The 18856-nt window shown below is 37.7% G+C and carries 16 protein-coding genes; 11 read left to right on the top strand and 5 right to left on the bottom strand.

Annotated elements, in window-relative coordinates:
* Positions 1-4 precede the first annotated feature (4 nt).
* The 3 genes from ybfE to QL998_RS02340 all read right to left on the bottom strand — a co-directional run bounded on the left by ybfE (position 5) and on the right by QL998_RS02340 (position 1370).
* Positions 5-283 carry a LexA regulated protein gene (ybfE, locus tag QL998_RS02330; protein WP_002962928.1) on the bottom strand — a complete coding sequence of 93 codons (279 nt, stop codon included), beginning with the start codon at positions 281-283 and terminating at the stop codon, positions 5-7.
* A 2-nt stretch (positions 284-285) separates the two neighbouring features.
* The gene (locus QL998_RS02335) at positions 286-507 is read right to left on the bottom strand and encodes a DUF2788 domain-containing protein (RefSeq protein WP_002962930.1); all 222 of its coding nucleotides are present in this window, start codon (positions 505-507) and stop codon (positions 286-288) included.
* A 95-nt stretch (positions 508-602) separates the two neighbouring features.
* Positions 603-1370, bottom strand: a complete 768-nt coding sequence (locus QL998_RS02340) for an alpha/beta fold hydrolase (protein ID WP_024605562.1) — start codon at positions 1368-1370, stop codon at positions 603-605.
* Positions 1371-1590: 220 nt separating this feature from the next.
* Here QL998_RS02340 and seqA point away from each other — a divergent pair, with 220 nt between their 5' ends.
* The 7 genes from seqA to QL998_RS02375 all read left to right on the top strand — a co-directional run bounded on the left by seqA (position 1591) and on the right by QL998_RS02375 (position 9570).
* Positions 1591-2187 (top strand): replication initiation negative regulator SeqA, encoded by a 597-nt coding sequence (seqA, locus tag QL998_RS02345; protein WP_024605563.1) that lies wholly within the window; start codon positions 1591-1593, stop codon positions 2185-2187.
* A gap of 9 nt (positions 2188-2196) precedes the next feature.
* On the top strand, positions 2197-3834 hold the full coding sequence (pgm, locus tag QL998_RS02350; protein WP_024605564.1) for a phosphoglucomutase (alpha-D-glucose-1,6-bisphosphate-dependent): 1638 nt from the start codon (positions 2197-2199) through the stop codon (positions 3832-3834).
* A 119-nt stretch (positions 3835-3953) separates the two neighbouring features.
* Positions 3954-5006 (top strand): succinylglutamate desuccinylase, encoded by a 1053-nt coding sequence (gene astE, locus QL998_RS02355; RefSeq protein WP_024605565.1) that lies wholly within the window; start codon positions 3954-3956, stop codon positions 5004-5006.
* A gap of 265 nt (positions 5007-5271) precedes the next feature.
* Complete coding sequence (locus tag QL998_RS02360; protein WP_290192073.1) at positions 5272-6486, top strand: thiamine pyrophosphate-dependent dehydrogenase E1 component subunit alpha; 1215 nt, start codon at positions 5272-5274, stop codon at positions 6484-6486.
* Positions 6486-7463, top strand: a complete 978-nt coding sequence (locus QL998_RS02365; protein ID WP_170070841.1) for a transketolase C-terminal domain-containing protein — start codon at positions 6486-6488, stop codon at positions 7461-7463. The genes QL998_RS02360 and QL998_RS02365 overlap by 1 nt, the downstream gene beginning before the upstream one ends.
* 8 nt (positions 7464-7471) lie before the next feature.
* A complete protein-coding gene (locus tag QL998_RS02370; protein WP_290192074.1) occupies positions 7472-9055 on the top strand; it encodes a dihydrolipoyllysine-residue acetyltransferase in 1584 nt (527 codons plus the stop codon).
* A gap of 149 nt (positions 9056-9204) precedes the next feature.
* Positions 9205-9570, top strand: coding sequence for a DUF805 domain-containing protein (locus tag QL998_RS02375; RefSeq protein ID WP_010552684.1), 366 nt, complete (start codon positions 9205-9207; stop codon positions 9568-9570).
* Between the two features lie 70 nt (positions 9571-9640).
* On the opposite strand, the gene QL998_RS02380 is transcribed toward QL998_RS02375, so the two are convergent.
* Together QL998_RS02380 and QL998_RS02385 are read right to left on the bottom strand one after the other, a co-directional pair.
* Complete coding sequence (locus QL998_RS02380) at positions 9641-10810, bottom strand: putative manganese transporter (RefSeq protein ID WP_290192075.1); 1170 nt, start codon at positions 10808-10810, stop codon at positions 9641-9643.
* Between the two features lie 160 nt (positions 10811-10970).
* Positions 10971-12596, bottom strand: a complete 1626-nt coding sequence (locus QL998_RS02385; RefSeq protein WP_290192076.1) for a M28 family metallopeptidase — start codon at positions 12594-12596, stop codon at positions 10971-10973.
* A 113-nt stretch (positions 12597-12709) separates the two neighbouring features.
* Here QL998_RS02385 and QL998_RS02390 point away from each other — a divergent pair, with 113 nt between their 5' ends.
* From QL998_RS02390 to QL998_RS02405, 4 genes are all read left to right on the top strand, one after another.
* Entirely contained in the window at positions 12710-13522 is an 813-nt protein-coding gene (locus tag QL998_RS02390) for a DUF3025 domain-containing protein (RefSeq protein WP_170070844.1), read from the top strand.
* Complete coding sequence (locus tag QL998_RS02395; RefSeq protein WP_290192077.1) at positions 13519-14307, top strand: ATP-binding cassette domain-containing protein; 789 nt, start codon at positions 13519-13521, stop codon at positions 14305-14307. Before QL998_RS02390 ends, QL998_RS02395 begins: the two co-directional genes overlap by 4 nt.
* A complete protein-coding gene (locus QL998_RS02400) occupies positions 14300-15508 on the top strand; it encodes an ABC transporter permease (protein ID WP_290192100.1) in 1209 nt (402 codons plus the stop codon). The genes QL998_RS02395 and QL998_RS02400 overlap by 8 nt, the downstream gene beginning before the upstream one ends.
* 274 nt (positions 15509-15782) lie before the next feature.
* The gene (locus QL998_RS02405) at positions 15783-18842 is read left to right on the top strand and encodes an ATP-binding protein (RefSeq protein WP_290192078.1); all 3060 of its coding nucleotides are present in this window, start codon (positions 15783-15785) and stop codon (positions 18840-18842) included.
* Positions 18843-18856 lie beyond the last annotated feature (14 nt).

The following is an 18856-nucleotide window of genomic DNA, read 5'->3' on the forward strand; positions in this document are numbered from 1 at the left end:
CCTTTTATGTATCAATAGCCAATCTTTCTTGTAAAATTGTTTCAATCAGCGCACTGCGGCTAATATTTTGTGCATCTGCCATATCACTCAATGCTTGATATAACTGCGATGAAACTTTAAATTCAACACGCTTTAAACCACGTGCTTTATCTCTTTTTATTTGATTACGTTTATTTACCTTTAACTGCATATCCCGTGAAAGGGGATTGGTTTTAGGTCTGCCTGGGCGTTTTTCGTATTCAAATAAATCGAGTGTAGTTCTATCTGTTTCTGACTTCGCCATGCTTAACCTACACCTGCGCCTTGCCAAAATACTTGAATCAGCCCTTTAGCAATAAAGCCCGAACAACCTAAAAAGAGCACGCCCCAGACAATGTATTGTCCGAACTTAGGCACATTGCCACTTTTTAGTACGTCTTTAATTGCCATGCCGATGAATATGAAAATACCGGCTAAGCCAAAATACAACCCTAGGGTATCAAATTCGTTAATTAATTGACTGACCATCAACGTATAACCTTTAAATTAAACGGCGCGTACTATAGCATATAATTATTCATATATTTAGTGCGCAAAATCAAAAACACGCGATTAAAATTGCTTTAAACCGCAGTTAAAAAGTCGTTTATCGCTTTATTTACAGCAAGTGGCTTTTGAGCATGAAGCCAATGGCCTGCGCCATGAATTATTTTAGCCTTGGTATTTTTAAAGCGAGCTTTAATTGCAGTACGATGCTCGGGCAAAATATAGTCAGAATCATTACCTTTAATGAAAAGAGTATCGCATAAACAAGAATTATTTTCATTAACATTGGATGTGATAGTAGAATATTTTTCGTCAAGCACATTTAAGTTAAACCGCCATGCAAAATGACCTTCCTCATTTTTAGCGAGACTTTTAAGTAGAAACTGTCGCACTCCCAGTTCTTCTATATAAGGTTGCATAATTACATCAGCTTGCTTTCTATCATCTATTGACTGCGCTGAAACCGCTTTTAATGCTTGTAATATTTTTGTGTGGCGAGCGGGGTAACTAACAGGTGCTATATCAAGTACAACAAGCTTATTTACAAGTTCAGGATGTGTAAGTGCTAATTCCATTGCCACTTTACCACCCATAGAATGCCCAACTAAATGTGCTTTATCTATGTTCAAATCTGCCAATAACTCAACAATATCTTGAGCCATTGCCGGGTAGTTCATTTCGCTGCTATGCGGTGAAAGTCCGTGGTTGCGTAAATCAACGTTAATAACATTAAAGTGTTCACTTAATGGTTTTGCGATTACATTTAGGTTTTCTAATGATCCAAAAAGCCCATGTATCAAAATAACATTAGGACCTTGCCCTTGTTGCCTGTAATTTAACTGCATACCCGCCTCCTGAAAATTTCGCCATAGTTTGCCGAGCATTGCTCTAAAAAGCAAAAAATACAGCGACTATTTATTAAATTGGGCTTTTGGGCTTTAAATCAACAACAATTAGGTAAATATTAATATGTTTACGGGAGTGCTTGTTGTAACTCGCATTTCTGATTGGTTTGGGTATAATCACACGGGAGAAAAAAATGTGACCCGTAATGACAGGAAGAACATGAAACAAATCGACATAGACGACGAGTTATATCAATATATTGCAAGCAATACTCAAAGTATTGGTGAAAGTGCATCCACTATTTTACGTCGTTTATTAAATCTGAGCGGCGAAAAAATTCAAACCGCAAACGTAGAACTAACTCAAAACAATCAAACTGCGACTACGTCTACCGCCACATTAAAAAGCTCAGAGCCATCTGCTGCTGAGACTTCAAAAAAACAAACGCCTTTAGCTCACGCACCAGTGAAGCAAAAAAGCGATAATGTTTTTAATGTATTAAATAAAGAAGAGCTGGCAATGCAAAAGGGCGTTGTTGGACGCTTTTTGTTTATTTTAAGTGCATTTTACCGCACACATAAAACTGATTTTTCGGCTGTATTAGATATAAAAGGCCGTGACCGTGTTTACTTTGCTACTAGTAAAGAAGCTTTAGTAAACAGCGGGAGTAGTATGAACCCTAAGAACATAACCGATAGTGAATATTGGGTTATGACTAATTCTAATACAACACGTAAAAAAATGATGCTTCATGAAGTTGCTCTTTGCCTTGGATATAGTGCTGAGCAAGCTGAAAAAATTCGCGATTACCTGTAAGGAAATATAATGGCTATTCATTCAGGCGCAGGCAAAACTGCTCCACAATCGGCATTGGTTAACGTACCTAAATTAGTATCTGCGTACTACTTAAACGAACCTGATCTTGAACAAAATCCAGATCATTGTGTTGCCTTTGGCACTTCAGGACATCGAGGTTGTTCTTACGATGTTAAATTTAACGAGTCTCATATTTTAGCCATTACTCAAGCTATTTGTGATTACAGAAAACAAAATGACATATTTGGTCCGTTATTTTTAGGCAAAGACACACACGCATTGAGTGAAGCCGCATTTAACTCGGCTATTGAAGTATTAGTTGCTAACGAAGTACAAGTGATAACGCAAGAAGACGGTGATTTTACACCAACGCCAGTTATCAGCCACGCTATAGTGAGCCACAATAAACTACACCCAAATGAATTAGCTGACGGGATTGTTGTTACGCCTTCGCATAACCCTCCTGAAGATGGTGGCTTTAAATACAATCCACCTAATGGCGGACCAGCTGATACCGACGTAACTAAGTGGATTGAAGACAGAGCTAATCAACTTTTATTAGAAGATTTAGTTGAAGTTGAGTTATTCCCATTCGCTAAAGCATCGCGTTCGGGCTTTATCCGCTACGAAGATTTAATGACTCCTTATATTGATGACTTAGCAAATATCGTTAATTTAAAAGCAATCAGCGATGCAGGTATTAAAATTGGTATCGATCCACTAGGTGGTTCAGGTATTAATTTTTGGCCAGTCATTGCAAAAAAATATAATTTAGATTTAACCGTAGTTAATGATGTTGTTGATCCACGTTTTGCTTTTATGCCACTTGATAAAGACGGCAAAATTCGTATGGATTGTTCATCACCTTATTCAATGGCAAATCTTATTGCACTAAAAGATGATTTTGATGTGTCTATTGGTAATGACCCTGACTACGATCGTCACGGTATTGTAACGCCAGATGGCTTAATGAATCCAAACCACTTTTTAGCGGTGGCAATCGATTACTTACTTAAACACCGTGATTGGAATGAAACCGTAGAAATTGGCAAAACATTGGTTTCTAGCTCTATGATCGACAAAGTCGCTGCTCGGAACAACCGTAAGGTTAAAGAAGTACCAGTAGGCTTTAAATGGTTTGTTGAAGGCTTAAGCAAAGGCAAGCTTGCCTTTGGTGGCGAAGAAAGCGCAGGTGCTGCATTCCTACGTTTTGATGGCTCTGTATGGTGTACAGATAAAGATGGCTTCATTATGGGTCTATTAGCCGCAGAGATTTTGGCTGTGACAGGTAAAACGCCATCAGTGCTTTATAAAGAATTAGAACAAGAGTTTGGTTCTCCAATTTATAAACGCCTAGATGCACCAGCCACAAGCGGTCAAAAAGCACGTTTAAAAGCATTGAGTGCTTCTGATGTTAAAGCAGATACACTTGCTGGCGAGCCTATTTTGCAAAAATTGACTCATGCACCAGGTAATGATGCCGCCATTGGTGGTTTAAAAGTGGTAACTGAGAACGGCTGGTTTGCAGCGCGTCCATCAGGTACCGAAGATATTTATAAAATATACCTTGAATCATTTAAAGGTGAAGAGCATTTAGCATTACTTGAAAAAGAAGCTAAAAAGCTTGTAGATTCAGTTATAAGCTAACTTAATCTAATAATTTTAAAACGGCTGATTTATTCAGCCGTTTTCGTTTCTATACCTTGTGTATATAAAAATATATTCATAAGAGTCTACTCTCACATTATTTTTTAAGGGCTTATTATATGTCAGCCAATCCATCTTACTTAAATGAATTAAAACACACTGGCGATTTTTTAACGCTTAGTTGCAATAACGAATGGCATTTAGATGCAGGTGAGTTTGTTTTAGATAATGGAACTCGTGTAAATATACACGATACCGGTGTAATCGAGTTTCAACCTGCTGTTACAACGTCAAAAGATGTAGTTTATTCAAGCGCCGTACACGGTAACGAAACTGCGCCAATTGAAATTTGTGATGCACTTATTAAACAAATTATAAAAGGCGAGTTGATACTTAAGCAGCGCGCTTTGTTTATTTATGGTAATCCACAATCAATTAATATTGGCCTGCGTTTTGTAGAAGAAAACTTAAATAGATTATTTAATGGTCACCATACAGTTGAAGGTGTACCAATGAATAATGAGCGTACCCGTGCTGCAAAGCTTGAGCAATACGTAAGCGATTTTTATACGCGTGGCGAGCAAGGCAGTAGCCGGTGTCACTACGACTTACACACTGCAATTAGAGGCTCTAAAAACGAAAAATTTGCTGTGTATCCATTTTTACATGGTAAGCCTTGGAAAAAGTCTCAGTTACAATTTTTATTGAGTTGTGGTGTAAATACCGTACTTATGATGAAATCTCCTGCAACAACATTTAGCTATTATTCATCATTTGTACATGGAGCTGATTCATTTACCGTAGAGCTAGGTCAAGTTAAACCATTTGGTCAAAACGATATGGCTCGCTTTGAAAAAACAAAGCAAACCTTAACGGCATTAATTAGTCAAAATGAAGTTGAATATCCTGAATTTAATGCAAACGATTTTGAGTTATTTGCTGTCCATCGCACAATTAATAGAACACAGGACGATTTTAGTTTTCCTTTTTCTGATAATGCTGAGAACTTTACTGGCTTTGCGAAAGGTGAACTACTTGCAACCGACGGTGATAAAGCGATTTACGCTGACGTTGAAGGAGAGGCTATTATTTTCCCAAATGCGAGCGTAGCATTAGGGCAAAGAGCACTCCTTACAGTTATTCCAATGGATATTGATAGCAATTTCGTCTAATTGAACTCATCAGACCACTGATGTCTTCAAGTTAACTATATGATTACTATTAATTAAAGTAATCGTATCGTTAACTTGCCACTTATTTAACCTGTATTTGCTTTTGTTTCGTCCCAGATCTGTTGAATAACACTTTACGTTAACGTAAAGTGTTGGCAGCTTTAATTAAAGATAGTGCAGATGTTGCAAAGTTTAACCAGCAGCAATCACCCATAATAATAATTTAAAGGGGCACTGTTTTACCGACAACAAAAGAAGGTAGGTTATGAGTAATCCAAATAACGTATCGCTGAATATTAACCACGAGCTTGAATTTATTGATGGTCAAGCGCTTAATATTCCAACCCTTAGTATTTTAACTGAGGACGGCGACATTCATCCTAGTGCAACCGCACCTGATATTTCAAAACATACCGCTATTAAGTTATATGAAACAATGCGTTTTATACGTTTGTTAGATGAACGTATGCAAGGCGCGCAGCGCCAAGGCCGTGTTAGCTTTTATATGCAATGCCTAGGCGAAGAAGCCGCAGTTACAGCCTCTGCTGCTGCACTTGATCAAGACGATATGATCATGGCTCAATATCGTGAACAGGCAGCACTGCATTATCGTGGCTTTACGCTTGATCAATTTATGAACCAAATGTTTTCAAATGAATTGGATTTAGGTAAAGGTCGTCAAATGCCAATTCACTATGGTTCTAAAGCGCTAAACTACATGACGATCTCATCGCCATTGGGTACGCAAATACCACAGGCAACAGGTTATGCATATGGCCAAAAAATAAAGCACATCGACACTAAAACAGGCGAGCTTTCCAGCACAATTGATAATGTAACCATTTGTTATTTTGGTGAAGGTGCTGCATCTGAAGGTGACTTTCATGCCGGTTTAAATATGGCAGCGGTTCACAGAGCGCCGGTTATATTTTTTGCACGTAATAACGGTTATGCCATATCTACCCCTGCTGATGAGCAGTTTAAAGGCGACGGTATTGCATCGCGTGGTGTGGGTTATGGTATTAAAACAATTCGTGTTGATGGCACAGATGCACTTGCTGTTTATGCGGCGACTAAAAAAGCACGCGAAATAGCTTCAACACAAGGTGAGCCTGTACTTATTGAATCGATTGCTTATCGTTTAGGAGCGCATTCTACGTCAGACGATCCAAGTGGTTATCGTTCTAAAGATGAAGAAGCGAATCATCAAACGTGTCCTATTGATAAATTTAGAAAATGGCTGGTCAAGCAAGACTGGTTAAACGAAGAAGACGATTTAAAAGCAAAAGAGTCGATTCGTGAAGAAATTTTAGCAGCGCTTAAACGTGCTGAAGTTGTTGCGAAGCCCGCTTTAGAAGAACTGGTATCTGACGTTTACGATACACCAATTCCATTATTGCAACGCCAGTACGAGCAACTAAAAGAACATATAAAACAGCATCCAGATGCTTACCCAGTAACCGCAGGGAGAATTAAGTAATGGCTAAAATGAACATGCTCCACGCAATTAACTCTGCTCTCGATATTACGATGAATGAACACCCTCAAGCCTGTATTTTTGGTGAAGATGTTGGTTACTTCGGTGGTGTATTTAGAGCAACATCTGGCTTGCAAGAGAAGTACGGTAAACATCGTGTTTTTAATACGCCTTTAACCGAGCAAGGTATTTTAGGTTTTGCTAATGGTTTAGCGGCTTTTGGTGCGCCTGCATTAGCAGAAATTCAATTTGCTGATTATATTTTTCCAGCGTTTGATCAAATAGTAAATGAAGCCGCTAAGTTTCGTTATCGCAGTGGTAATGAATTTAATGTCGGTAACTTAACTATTCGTACGCCCTACGGCGGTGGCATTGCCGGTGGTTTGTACCATTCACAATCACCCGAAGCGTATTTTGCGCACACACCAGGTTTGAAAGTAGTTGTACCGCGTAACCCTTATCAAGCTAAAGGATTATTACGTGCATCAATTAAAGACGATAACCCGGTCATATTTTTTGAGCCTAAGCGTTTATATCGTGCATCAATTGGCGAAGTGCCAGAAGAAGATTATAGTATTGAATTAGGCACGGCTGAAGTAGTACTAGAGGGTAGTGATATTACGCTTTTAGCGTGGGGTGCTCAAATGGAAATTATTGAAGATGCAGCAAAGCAAGCAAGCGAGCAAGGTATAAGCTGTGAAGTAATTGACCTTCGTAGTATTTTACCTTGGGATGTTGAAACGATTGCTAAATCGGTTACTAAAACCGGCCGTTTAATCGTGAGTCATGAAGCGCCTATAACCAATGGCTTTGGTGCAGAGATAGCAGCAACAATACAACAAGAGTGTTTCTTGCATTTAGAGTCGCCAATTTTACGTGTATGTGGTCTAGATACCCCATACCCGCTGGCACTTGAAAAAGAATACGTACCGGATGCACTAAAAGTGTTGGCTGCAATTAAACAATCAATGGATTTTTAGGGGTTACCATGGCTAAAGATTTTATATTACCCGATATTGGTGAAGGCATTGTTGAATGCGAAGTAGTTGAATGGCTAGTACAAGAAGGCGATACCGTATCTGAGGATCAACCAATCTGCGATGTTATGACAGACAAAGCATTAGTACAAATTCCGGCAGTGCATGATGGCGTAATTTCAAAGTTATATTATCTAAAAGGTGAGATTGCTAAAGTACATGCCCCTTTATTCGCTATGGATGTAGCCGGTGAAAGCATTAGCAATGAAGTAGTACAAGAGCCAGTACAAGCTGAAAATAAAACTAATGATGCAGCTGATGTGGTTGAGGATTTTATATTACCGGATATTGGTGAAGGTATTGTTGAGTGTGAGATTGTTGATTGGTTAGTTGCTGAAGGCGACGAAATAGAAGAAGACCAAGCGGTTTGTGACGTAATGACCGACAAAGCATTAGTACAAATTCCGGCAAAATATACAGGCACTGTACAAAAGTTATATTATCAAAAAGGCGAAATAGCCAAAGTACATAGCCCGTTGTTTCAAATGACAATTGCAGGCAGTGCACCAAAACCAAATGTTGATATAAACCAAGCGGTCGTAAAGGCTCAAACTAATGCCGTCGCTGAAAAAGTTTCCCCTGTTAAAACGCAGCAAGCTGCTAAAATTATCAATCAAAAAGCGGTTGCATCGCCTGCGGTTCGTCGTAAAGCACGTGAACTAGATGTTGATTTAACCTGTGTACCAGGTAGTGGTAAAAATGGACGTATTTACAAGCAAGATATTGAAGAGTTTGTAAAAGGCGAAGTGCCAAATACTATTGATACTTCACCGCTTGATAGCGATGCTTCTCAAAGTGCAGTACAAAACCAAACGCAGAATCAAAGCGGTGGCGTAAGAGTCGAGCAAATTAAAGGCATTAAAGCGGCCATGGCCAAGCAAATGGTAGCGTCGGTTTCAACTATTCCGCACTTTACGTTTAGTGATGAAATAGACTTAACGCATCTTATAGCTTTGCGTAGTTCTTTAAAAGAGCAGTACAAAGCACAAGGCGTAAAGCTCACTATGATGCCATTTTTTGTAAAAGCATTGTCGCTAGCAATGAAAGAGTACCCTGTACTTAATTCAAAAGTGAACGATGAATGCTCAGAGCTTACCTATTATAACGATCATAATATTGGTATTGCGGTTGATTCTAAAATTGGCTTGTTAGTGCCTAATATTAAATCGTGCCAGAGTAAGAGCATTGTTGATGTGGCAAATGATTTAACCAGGTTAACTCATTCAGCGCGAGAAGGGCGTGTTGCACCGGATGATTTAAAAGGTGGGACAATTAGCATCTCTAACATTGGTGCGATTGGCGGCACTATTGCGACCCCTATAATTAATAAACCAGAAGTGGCAATTGTTGCGCTTGGTAAATTACAGTATTTACCGCGTTTTGACGAAAGTGGGCAAGTTGTAAGTAAAGCTATTATGCAAGTGAGTTGGTCTGGCGATCATCGTGTTATTGATGGGGGCACTATTGCTCGTTTTAATAATTTATGGAAATCGTACTTAGAAAATCCATCAGCAATGATGATGGCTATGAGTTAACAGCTAAATTGTTAATATGTAATAAAAACCAGCTTTTAGCTGGTTTTTTGTTTTAATTTGAGCTGTTTTTAATTAAGATACAAATGTTACTAAAAAGTAATTAGATTAACCCCGTTAGGGAATATAAAAAATAACACTAAGGAAATTTCATGGAACATTATATGAACGCGTTGCGTAGTTACGCGGATTTTTCAGGCCGTAATCGTCGTAAAGCATATTGGATGTTTATATTATTTAACTTCATTTTTTCAGTAGTTTGTAATGCGATTGATGGTGTACTAGGTACAATGTTCATTGGCTCTATTTATAGCTTAGCGCTATTAATTCCTGGCTTAAGTGCGGGTGCACGTCGTCTTCATGACACAGGCCGTTCAGGCTGGTGGCAGTTACTTTGGTTAGTACCAATCATCGGTTGGATTGTTTTAATTGTTTTTCTTGCGCAAGATTCGCACGAAGGCGAGAACGATTTTGGTCCAAATCCAAAAGAATTAGCAGCAGAACCAACTACTGTATAAGTAAGAATAACTTAACATGTTAAAAGCTCAGCAATTGCTGAGCTTTTTTGCGTTTTTTAAATCTCATTTTTTAAATTTCAGCAAAAAAATACAATCCATAACCAACTATTAATGCGGGAATAGACGTATAAAGTGTAGCTATAACTGCAGCTTTGGGCGCCATTGTTATTGCTGGGAATAACGCATCACCATCGTTAGAAATTGCGTTTCCTGCTAAAGCACTAAAGGGAATAATGCCTTGAATATAAAGCGTTGTAACAATTATTTGCGGGCCACAGCCGGGTAAAAATCCAATTAGCACTGCAATTAATGGGGCCAAATAGGCGTAATGTACAAACCACGTTTTTAAATCAAGTCCTGCAATGTTAACCAAAATCTCAAATAGCATAAAAGAGGCTACAACCCATGCCGTAACAAAATGGGTATCTTGTAATACTTTTATTATTTTAGAAGGAGGGTGACAGGCATCGTCTTCTGACGTTACTTCTTGATAGCTTTCACCTCTTGACGAAAGTGCCCAAATACTAACAATAAATAAAGCCATTAATGCACCAAATAGCGTAACTAAAGTGCTTGTGCCAAACTGTGTAAAATTAACATTAAAGGCAATCAAAAAGGCAATTATAAGGCTTGGGATAATTGCTACCACCCAAATCGGTTTACTGATTTTAATAATGTTAGTTGAGAGTATTTTAATTTGGTGCTTTTGTTCTTGCGCTGTTGGGCGTAAAAAATTTTTTTTGTGTATTGTATTAACCAGTAAACCACTGAATGTACCCACAACTAACCCTATGCCCATAATTAACAAGCCTTCAGTAGGTCGGGTAGCAAGTAATAAAAACGCTGCATCGCCCATTGTAGCTGTTAGCACAGCAATAATAGCACCAAAGCTTGCTTGGCCTTTTGTAAATTGAGTAACCACAATAATAGCGCCACCACAGCCAGGTAATGCACCTAAAACCGCTGCAAAGCTAATTTCTAAAATAGGGGACTTGGCACTTAAATAACAAAGCTCTAATTGAGGTAAGTGTTCTATAGCGTAGTAATAAATTAACAGGGTAGCAGCAACAAACACACTCACTTGAAAAAATGCATCACTGAGTGCGGTCATTGTTATTTCGCGTAATTGCGGTATTGCAAGGCAAGTTAAAATAAATAAAGGCAGCATTAAGCGTTTATTTTGGCTCAAAAATCGTTTTGAGGCAGGAGTAATAAAACCAATGTGAGGAAGTGAAATCATACAATGCGACCTAATAAATTAACTAGGTCACACTGTATATTTTAATTAAATGATAATCAATATCATTTGCATCTATTTAAATCGATTACTCTGTTTGAGTTTTTCGATAGCTAAACTCAAATTAGTTTAAACTTAAATATTAGGCTGTGATTAAATAGAACTACTTACGCTGAAATTCAGAGTTTGTATTCCAGGTTGGCCACTGTTCTGTTTCAGAAATATCAAAACCTACCTTATAAAATAATTGTAAGTCTTGAACAGCACCCGATAAATCCCATTCATCACGGTAACGGTCACATGGTTGATGGTAACAACCGCGAAGTACTAAGCTCATACGTTTACGGTAATTAGCCGTTTCTTCATCAGCAGCCACGGTGCCGCCACCTGCGTACATGGCCGGAATGCCCATGTTTGCAAATGCAAAGTGATCAGAGCGGTAATAGCCACCAGATGACGGTTTAGGATCGCCTGATATTGTTCTGCCTTGCTCTTTAGCTGCAGTTTCTAAAAACTCATCCATTTGTGATTTCCCTATACCAACCACATTCATGTCTTTTACTTTGCCTAATAAATTTAAGCTATCCATGTTTATGTTAGCGACTGTTTTATCCGCTGCAATCACTGGATTTGCCGCATAGTATTTAGAACCTAATAAGCCTTGCTCTTCAGCAGTTACCGCTAAAAATGTCATTGAGCGGCTAGGGTGCTTTGGTAATTTAGTAAACGCTTCAGCTACTTCAATTAGCCCAGCGGTACCCGTTGCATTGTCGTGAGCACCGTTATAAATTTGATCGCCTTTACGTGTTTTATCTGTACCTAAGTGATCCCAATGAGCCGAGTAAATAACATGCTCATCTGGTTTTTCACTACCAGGTAAAGTGGCAATAAAGTTATACGACACTGATTTTTTAATCGTATTTTTAACATTAACAGAAGCAGTTAAATCGCCCATATCAACATGGTAAGCACCTTTAGCAGCATTTGTTTTAACGGTATCAAAATCTAAACCTGCTTTAGTAAAGAGCTCTTTTGCTACGTCAGTTGTAACCCAGCCTTCAACGGCTACACGGTCCACGTTGTTGTTTTCTTTTTGAAAACCAAACTGCTCGCCGCTCCACGAGTTTTCAACAACCGACCACGGGTAAGAAGCAGGTGCTGTTTCATGAATAATAATTGCACCAGCGGCACCTTGTCGACTCGCTTCTTCGTATTTGTATGTCCAACGACCATAATAGGTCATCGCGTCGCCAGTAAATAAAGTAGGGTCTTTTGTTGCAAAACCTGGATCGTTAACCAGCATTACAACCGTTTTGCCTTTAACGTCTAATCCTTCGTAATCATTCCAATTGTATTCAGGTGCGTTAACGCCGTAGCCCACAAATACAAGTTCAGAATTTTCTATGCCTTCTTGTGCGCTTATGCGGCTGCTACCCATAACCATGTCTTTTTTGTATTGATAGTCTTTACCACCAATACTTAATACCATGTTTGCATCAGCCTCAAGCGACACAAGTGGAACTTCTTGTAAGTAGCTGTCGCCATTACCTGGCTCTAAACCTAGGGCTTTAAACTGCGCAGTTAAATAATCAAGCGTTAGCTTTTCGCCAGGTGATGAAGGAGCACGACCACCAAATTCGTCTGATGCGAGTACTTTTACATGTTTAGCCAATTCATCAGCTTGAATACTGTTATAACCATTTGTTACATCAGTAGGTGTAATACTTGTTGTTGCGCAACCTGCTAAAACAGCAGTAGCGAGGAGTGTGAGAGAGAAATAATGTTTCATGTCAGCTCTTTTTTTGTTTTAAGTTGTGATTAGTATATTAACTTCTATTAAGTAGAACCAGTTTTTGCGGTAAACTTCTCGTAAATTATAGGCATAAATTGTTAAAGGTTTAAATGAAGCGTTTTACTCCCCCCGAGCAGTGGCAAATCAGTAGTTTAGAAACCGGTGCATTTTCGCACTTACGTGAGCTATTTAAAGTTAACGAACTAACTGATTGGCCGGCTCCACAGTGGTTTTCTCCATTTTTAACCGCTATTAATGCGAATAATATTCCTATTACTTTTGAAGATGATGCAAAGGTAGATTTTGGCGATCGTTATTACGAACAAGTTATTTTTGAAACGGGTGTTGTACCTACACGCAGTGAGAATTGGCATGACTTGTTTGGTGGCTTTATTTGGTGTTTATTTCCTAAAACCAAAGCGCTTATTAACCAGCGTCATGTGCAAGATATAGCTGAACATGGTTTGCAAAAGCGTACCAAACATCGTAATGCATTAACGCTCTTTGACGAATGTGGTGTGGTATTGGCAATAAGCGATACTAAATGGCAAGAATTGCTTCGCGATCACCAATGGAAAAAAGCGTTTGTTGAGCATAAAAGTGAATGGGGAAAAAGCATTAAAGCGTTTATGTTTGGCCATGCTAATTATGAAATGCTCACCAAACCTTATATAGGTTTAACGGGTAAAGCATTGTTTGTTTGTGTACCAGATGAAACATTTTGTAAAGATTTAGTAACTCAATACCAGTACCTAGACCAAGCCCTTTATGAGATGATTAAAATAGATAACTGCTTAGCCGATAACAAACAGCTTTCGCCACTGCCATTATTAGGCGTGCCTGGTTGGCATGATGAAAATAAAGACGACTCTTTTTATAACAATACAGATTATTTTAGAGCGAAACGAAGGATACGAACATGATAGAAGTTGCTGGGCTTAAAAAGAAATTTAAGCTAACTAAAGATCACAAAAAAAATAAAATAGACGACATCGACCCCCGTGAAGATAAAGACTATTTTCATTCAGTACGAGACGTAAACTTTAGCTGCGCGAAGGGTGAGGTACTTGGATTACTAGGACCCAATGGCGCAGGTAAAACAACAACACTTAGAATGATTTCAACCGCATTAAAGCCAGATGAAGGTTCAATAACAATTGCTGGAAACGACATTGTAAAAAAACCGTTATTAGGGCGTAAGTCTATCGGTTTTTTATCAGGCTCTACCGGGTTGTATGGTCGCTTAACGGTAAAAGAAAACATAGAGTATTTTGCAAAATTACACGGCATGAGCAAAAGCGATATTGCATCGCGTTGTGATGAGCTATTTACATTACTTGATATGCATAAGTTTATTGATAAACGTGCTGAAAACCTATCAACAGGTATGAAGCAAAAAGCAAATATAGCGCGTGCAGTTGTTCATCGCCCAGCAGTTGTGGTACTTGATGAGCCAACAACGGGCCTTGATATAATGACAACACAAACCGTTATTAAATTTATCAAAGGTTTAAAAGCGCAAGGGACGCCTGTTATTTTCTCAACCCATCATCTAGATGAAGTTGCACTTTTATGTGACCGTGTCGCTGTAATTAACGAAGGTATTAGCTGTTTTGACGGAACAGTAGAAGAGTTTAAACAAGCAGGTAATAGTGATGAGCTTAACCAAGCGTTTATGAATATATTAACGGAGAAACATGATGTTTGAGGTATTTAAAAAGGAATTAAGAGAGTTATTACGCGATAAAAAAACGCTATTATTTGTAGTCGCGCTCCCTGTTGCTATATTTCCGTTATTGTTTGCCGTAATGGCATTTATAAGCTCGCAAGCTGCAATGGACGCAGAACAAAAAGTAAATACATACGCTATTATTAACGGTGAATACGCACAAGAATTTACTGACAAAGTGTTTTATCACAAAAGTTTTGAGCTTTATAAAGGTACTAAAACCTTTAATAACATTGAAGAGCTTAAAGCAGGTGTAATCGCTGGCGATATTGATATGGGTATTTATTTACCAAGTCATGCTGTGCAAACATTGGACGATGGAAAACAAAGCCAGTGGCAGGTTGTCTTTAACGATTCAAAATCTATCAACTTTTTATTCGAACGCGTTAAAGAGCTCGCAAAAGAATACAGTGACGTGCTGCAAACTCAAAAGCTAATCAGTTTTGGTATTGAAGAGTCTGTTCAAAAATCTATTCTTAATCCAATTGAAGTCATAAAAGTAGATACCGCCGATAAACGTGAAAACCTTGGCGAAAAAATTGGCGGTTTTTTACCTTACCTACTTATTCCATTAGTATTGATGGGGGCAACTTATCCCGCTATTGATTTAGGCGCTGGCGAAAAAGAACGCGGCACACTAGAAACACTCCTACTTACACCTATTACGCGTACAGAGCTGGTGCTTGGTAAATTTATAACCTTGTTAACTACATCCATTGCCTCCACAACCATAACCGTCTTAAGTATGGGGTGCTGGATAGCATTGGCGCTCGCATTTGCCGATCTTGATTTTATTAAAGCCGCGTTTAGTACATTAGCAGTTACCGATTTACTAATGATATTTGTACTATTATTACCTGTTGCAGCTATATTTTCGGCCTTAGCTCTGGCTATATCTATCTATGCTCGCACGTTTAAAGAAGCGCAGAATTATATGGCACCACTTAGTATGGGCGTATTTTTCCCGATTATTATTTCAATAATGCCAAATATGGAACTCACTGCTAAAACAGCATTCATTCCTGTTACAAACGTAGCATTAGCAATTAAAGAAATAGTAAAAGGGACTGTTGATTACACATTTGTAGGCTTAATATTTTTAGCCACTGCAATCATTGCTGCTGGGATATTGGCATTTTGTGTTAAGTGGTTTAACAGAGAAGATGTGCTATTTAGATAATGTACATAAAGGTTTTAAGAATATATAAAAGGTAGCAATTGCTACCTTTTATACTTTGAAGCGATTAATAGTTAAAATAGCCCATTTATTAATTTTGTAAGCCAATATTTTTTAACCCATTCATTTAAAATTCACATAAGGGTTGTGCTCTAAATAAAACTAATGATTTAGTCTTTTTATTATAAAAATTATAACGATAACTGATTAGTTAGAGGGTCCAATTCTCTCTTTAATACTCTATACTAATAACAATAAAAACTTATGGTGAAGGTAAATGTTAAAAAAGAATATTTTTTTGAACGTGACAAAAAATAATAAATTAATGCTCGTTGCAACAATAATATTTGTTCTTATAGCTTTACCATCTCTGTATTTGTTCGATCAAAAAGTAAGAAGTGATGTTTATAATTCAGCTCAAATAGAATTAAAGCGTGAACTTGAAACAAAGAGCTATTCATTAAAAAAACATCTTAAAGACAGTGTTACCGCCATTCGTTTTTTAGATGCTACACCACCAATACAAGGCATTACCCGCGCTAAAGAAAATAAACTAATTGATCCTGTTCTTGGTACGCCAATAGATGTTTGGCAAGAGCGCTTAGCAAGTATTTTTACTGGTTTTATGCAGACCGATGACAGTATTTTGCAAGCTCGTTATATTATGCTCGAAGATGGTGGGCAAGAGATTGTTAGAGTTGACCGAAATCAACTTGGAGAGATTAATCGACTGCAAGGTCTGCAATTACAAAAAAAAGGCCAACGCGATTACATAATTAAAGCAAGCATGCTTGATAAGAAAAGTGTTTATATTTCTCCAATTAACTACAACCGTGAAAATGGACAGATACAAGAACCTTATATAAGCACTTTTCGTGTTGCTAAGCCTGTTTTCGATGAAAATAATAAAATATTTGCAATATTAGTTACTAATTACTTTGCGGATAAATTACTTGAAGATTTAACAGTTGAATCTCCACAAGGGACGCAGATTTACCTTATGAATAATGAAGGTGAATTTTTATATCATCCAAACCCTCAACTTCGATTCAGTTTTGAATTTAATAAAACTAAAACATGGACTGAAGAATTTTCCACTGCAAGCACAATGGCAGAGCAAGGTACTTTACCAATAAGTAATTATCCAGTGGCTTACACTTTAAAAAAACGAATTTCGTTTGAGGGTGATATAGCCATGCTCCCTTTAGAGCTTGGTGTAAGTGTTGATACAAAAACATTGTTTGCAAAGGTGAATGAGAGACGTCAAAACTTTATTGCAATGTTAGTAGTATTTTTTAGCGTATTTTTAGTTATTGCTTTTTTATACCAACGTTTTATAAACCGTAAGCTGTTAATTAATTCTCTAAAAGAGCAAAATAATAAAGTAATAGAAAATTCTCTAGATGCTATTTTTACAATTGAGCAAAACGGCGAAATTGTTCACTTTAATAATACCGCTAAAGAGGTTTTTGGTAGTTCAATTTCAGGCACTAATCCTGATTTTGTCTCGCTGTTTAATTTAAACGACGCAGACACTAATTGTATACAAGAGACTATTAAAAACGGTTCAAAAATGCCGTTTGAAGCTATCTACACAGATGGTTATGGCAACAAACAATATTTTTCGATTACGCTTAGCAGTATTTTTGACGTATATAATAACCGTTATCAGGTAGCGGCTATTTTAAGAAATATTAGCTCATTAAAAAATACGCAATCAGAGCTCGAAGCGTTAAACAGTACTCTGGAGCTAAAGGTTTCACAAAGGACCATTGAACTAGAACGTGCAATTGACCAAGCATTAGCAGCAAGCCAAGCAAAAAGTGACTTTGTAGCAAATATCTCTCACGAAATACGCACACCAATGAATGGCGTACTAGGGATGCTTGAAATGCTCAAAGAAGATGGCTTGACCGATCAACAATACCATTATTTAAAACTAGCAAATAGCAGTGCTAATTCATTGATGAATCTGATTAACGATATTCTTGATTTTTCTAAAATTGAAGCAGGTAAGCTTGATATTGATAACCATACATTTGATGTTGTTACTGTATGTAGCGATATGATTAGCTCTTTAGCTTTACAGGGCCAACGCAAAGGTCTTGAAGTATTTTTAGATACTAAAGATGTAGTAGACAGAATGGTTATTGGCGACAGCCATCGACTTAAACAAATTTTAATTAACTTAGTTAATAATGCATTTAAATTTACCCACCGAGGTGAAGTAAGTTTAACTGTCGGTTCTAAGTACATAACTGACTCAAAATTATTAATGAGCTTTACAATAAAAGATACCGGAATTGGTATAGCGCCTGAAAACATAGACAAACTATTTGAAGTATTTACGCAAGAAGATTCAAGCACGACCCGCCACTTTGGTGGTACAGGCTTAGGTTTATCTATATGTAAAAAACTTGCTCAGTTAATGGGTGGCAATATTACGGTTATAAGTAAAAAGGGCGCGGGTAGTACCTTTACCGCAACGGTTGAGCTACATGTAGCACAAGAGAAAAAACTAAACACAGGTATTGAGCTTGCTACAAGTATTAACGTAGCGGCATTAATAGCGCGCGATAACGTTTATAAAAACGTGTGCGACTTATTGTTATTAACCTGCAAAGTAAAAGCAGAAAACATTGTACGACTTGACTACTTTAGTGAGCACAAAGAGTTTGAAGCTGATTTATTATTAATTGATGATGAGCATCCTCAAATTGTTGCGTTAATTGATTACTGTAAACAGTTTAATAAAAAGTATGTTTTAATTTTACGAGATATGGTTACAGATAAGCCAATCAAAACGGTATTACCTGAAGGCTGCCATATTTTAAATAAACCACTCACTCAAGATCAATTCAGCTATAAATTGACCAGCTTATTTGGTGCTAGTAGTGACTGTATTATAGCGCCACCAAAAGGCTTGGAAGAGGAACAAGTAGAGCCTGACCTATCTGCGTATCATGTATTATTAGTTGACGATAATATGATAAACATTGAAGTAGCTAAGGCAATATTAAAACGTACTAAAGTAAAAATCACTTGTGCGTCAGACGGTATAGAAGCCTTAGAAGCACTGAGAGAAAACGAAGAGCAAGCTTTTGATGTTATATTAATGGATTGCCAAATGCCCAATTTAAATGGCTACGATACCACAAGTGAAATTAGAAATAGTAAGGCAGGGGTAGATTATACTCACATACCGATTATCGCTATGACAGCGAGTGCGATGGAAGGTGATAGAGAGCGTTGTTTAGCTGCTGGAATGAACGACTACATTACTAAACCAATTAAACCACAAACTTTAAAAGACAAGCTAATTACTTGGTTAAGTTAATCGTTTTGAAAATC

The organism is Pseudoalteromonas sp. APC 3691 (assembly GCF_030408135.1).
In the GTDB taxonomy this organism is placed as follows: Bacteria; Pseudomonadota; Gammaproteobacteria; order Enterobacterales; family Alteromonadaceae; genus Pseudoalteromonas.

Excerpts from the sequence above, each read along its gene's own strand:
- QL998_RS02380 (WP_290192075.1), bottom strand. The coding sequence starts at position 10,810 with ATGATTTCACTTCCTCACATTGGTTTTATTACTCCTGCCTCAAAACGA.
- QL998_RS02390 (WP_170070844.1), top strand. The coding sequence starts at position 12,710 with ATGAAGCGTTTTACTCCCCCCGAGCAGTGGCAAATCAGTAGTTTAGAA.
- QL998_RS02400 (WP_290192100.1), top strand. The coding sequence starts at position 14,300 with ATGTTTGAGGTATTTAAAAAGGAATTAAGAGAGTTATTACGCGATAAA.
- seqA (WP_024605563.1), top strand. The coding sequence starts at position 1,591 with ATGAAACAAATCGACATAGACGACGAGTTATATCAATATATTGCAAGC.
- QL998_RS02395 (WP_290192077.1), top strand. The coding sequence starts at position 13,519 with ATGATAGAAGTTGCTGGGCTTAAAAAGAAATTTAAGCTAACTAAAGAT.
- astE (WP_024605565.1), top strand. The coding sequence starts at position 3,954 with ATGTCAGCCAATCCATCTTACTTAAATGAATTAAAACACACTGGCGAT.
- QL998_RS02340 (WP_024605562.1), bottom strand. The coding sequence starts at position 1,370 with ATGCAGTTAAATTACAGGCAACAAGGGCAAGGTCCTAATGTTATTTTG.
- pgm (WP_024605564.1), top strand. The coding sequence starts at position 2,197 with ATGGCTATTCATTCAGGCGCAGGCAAAACTGCTCCACAATCGGCATTG.
- QL998_RS02405 (WP_290192078.1), top strand. The coding sequence starts at position 15,783 with ATGTTAAAAAAGAATATTTTTTTGAACGTGACAAAAAATAATAAATTA.
- QL998_RS02375 (WP_010552684.1), top strand. The coding sequence starts at position 9,205 with ATGGAACATTATATGAACGCGTTGCGTAGTTACGCGGATTTTTCAGGC.
- QL998_RS02370 (WP_290192074.1), top strand. The coding sequence starts at position 7,472 with ATGGCTAAAGATTTTATATTACCCGATATTGGTGAAGGCATTGTTGAA.
- ybfE (WP_002962928.1), bottom strand. The coding sequence starts at position 283 with ATGGCGAAGTCAGAAACAGATAGAACTACACTCGATTTATTTGAATAC.
- QL998_RS02360 (WP_290192073.1), top strand. The coding sequence starts at position 5,272 with ATGAGTAATCCAAATAACGTATCGCTGAATATTAACCACGAGCTTGAA.
- QL998_RS02385 (WP_290192076.1), bottom strand. The coding sequence starts at position 12,596 with ATGAAACATTATTTCTCTCTCACACTCCTCGCTACTGCTGTTTTAGCA.
- QL998_RS02335 (WP_002962930.1), bottom strand. The coding sequence starts at position 507 with ATGGTCAGTCAATTAATTAACGAATTTGATACCCTAGGGTTGTATTTT.
- QL998_RS02365 (WP_170070841.1), top strand. The coding sequence starts at position 6,486 with ATGGCTAAAATGAACATGCTCCACGCAATTAACTCTGCTCTCGATATT.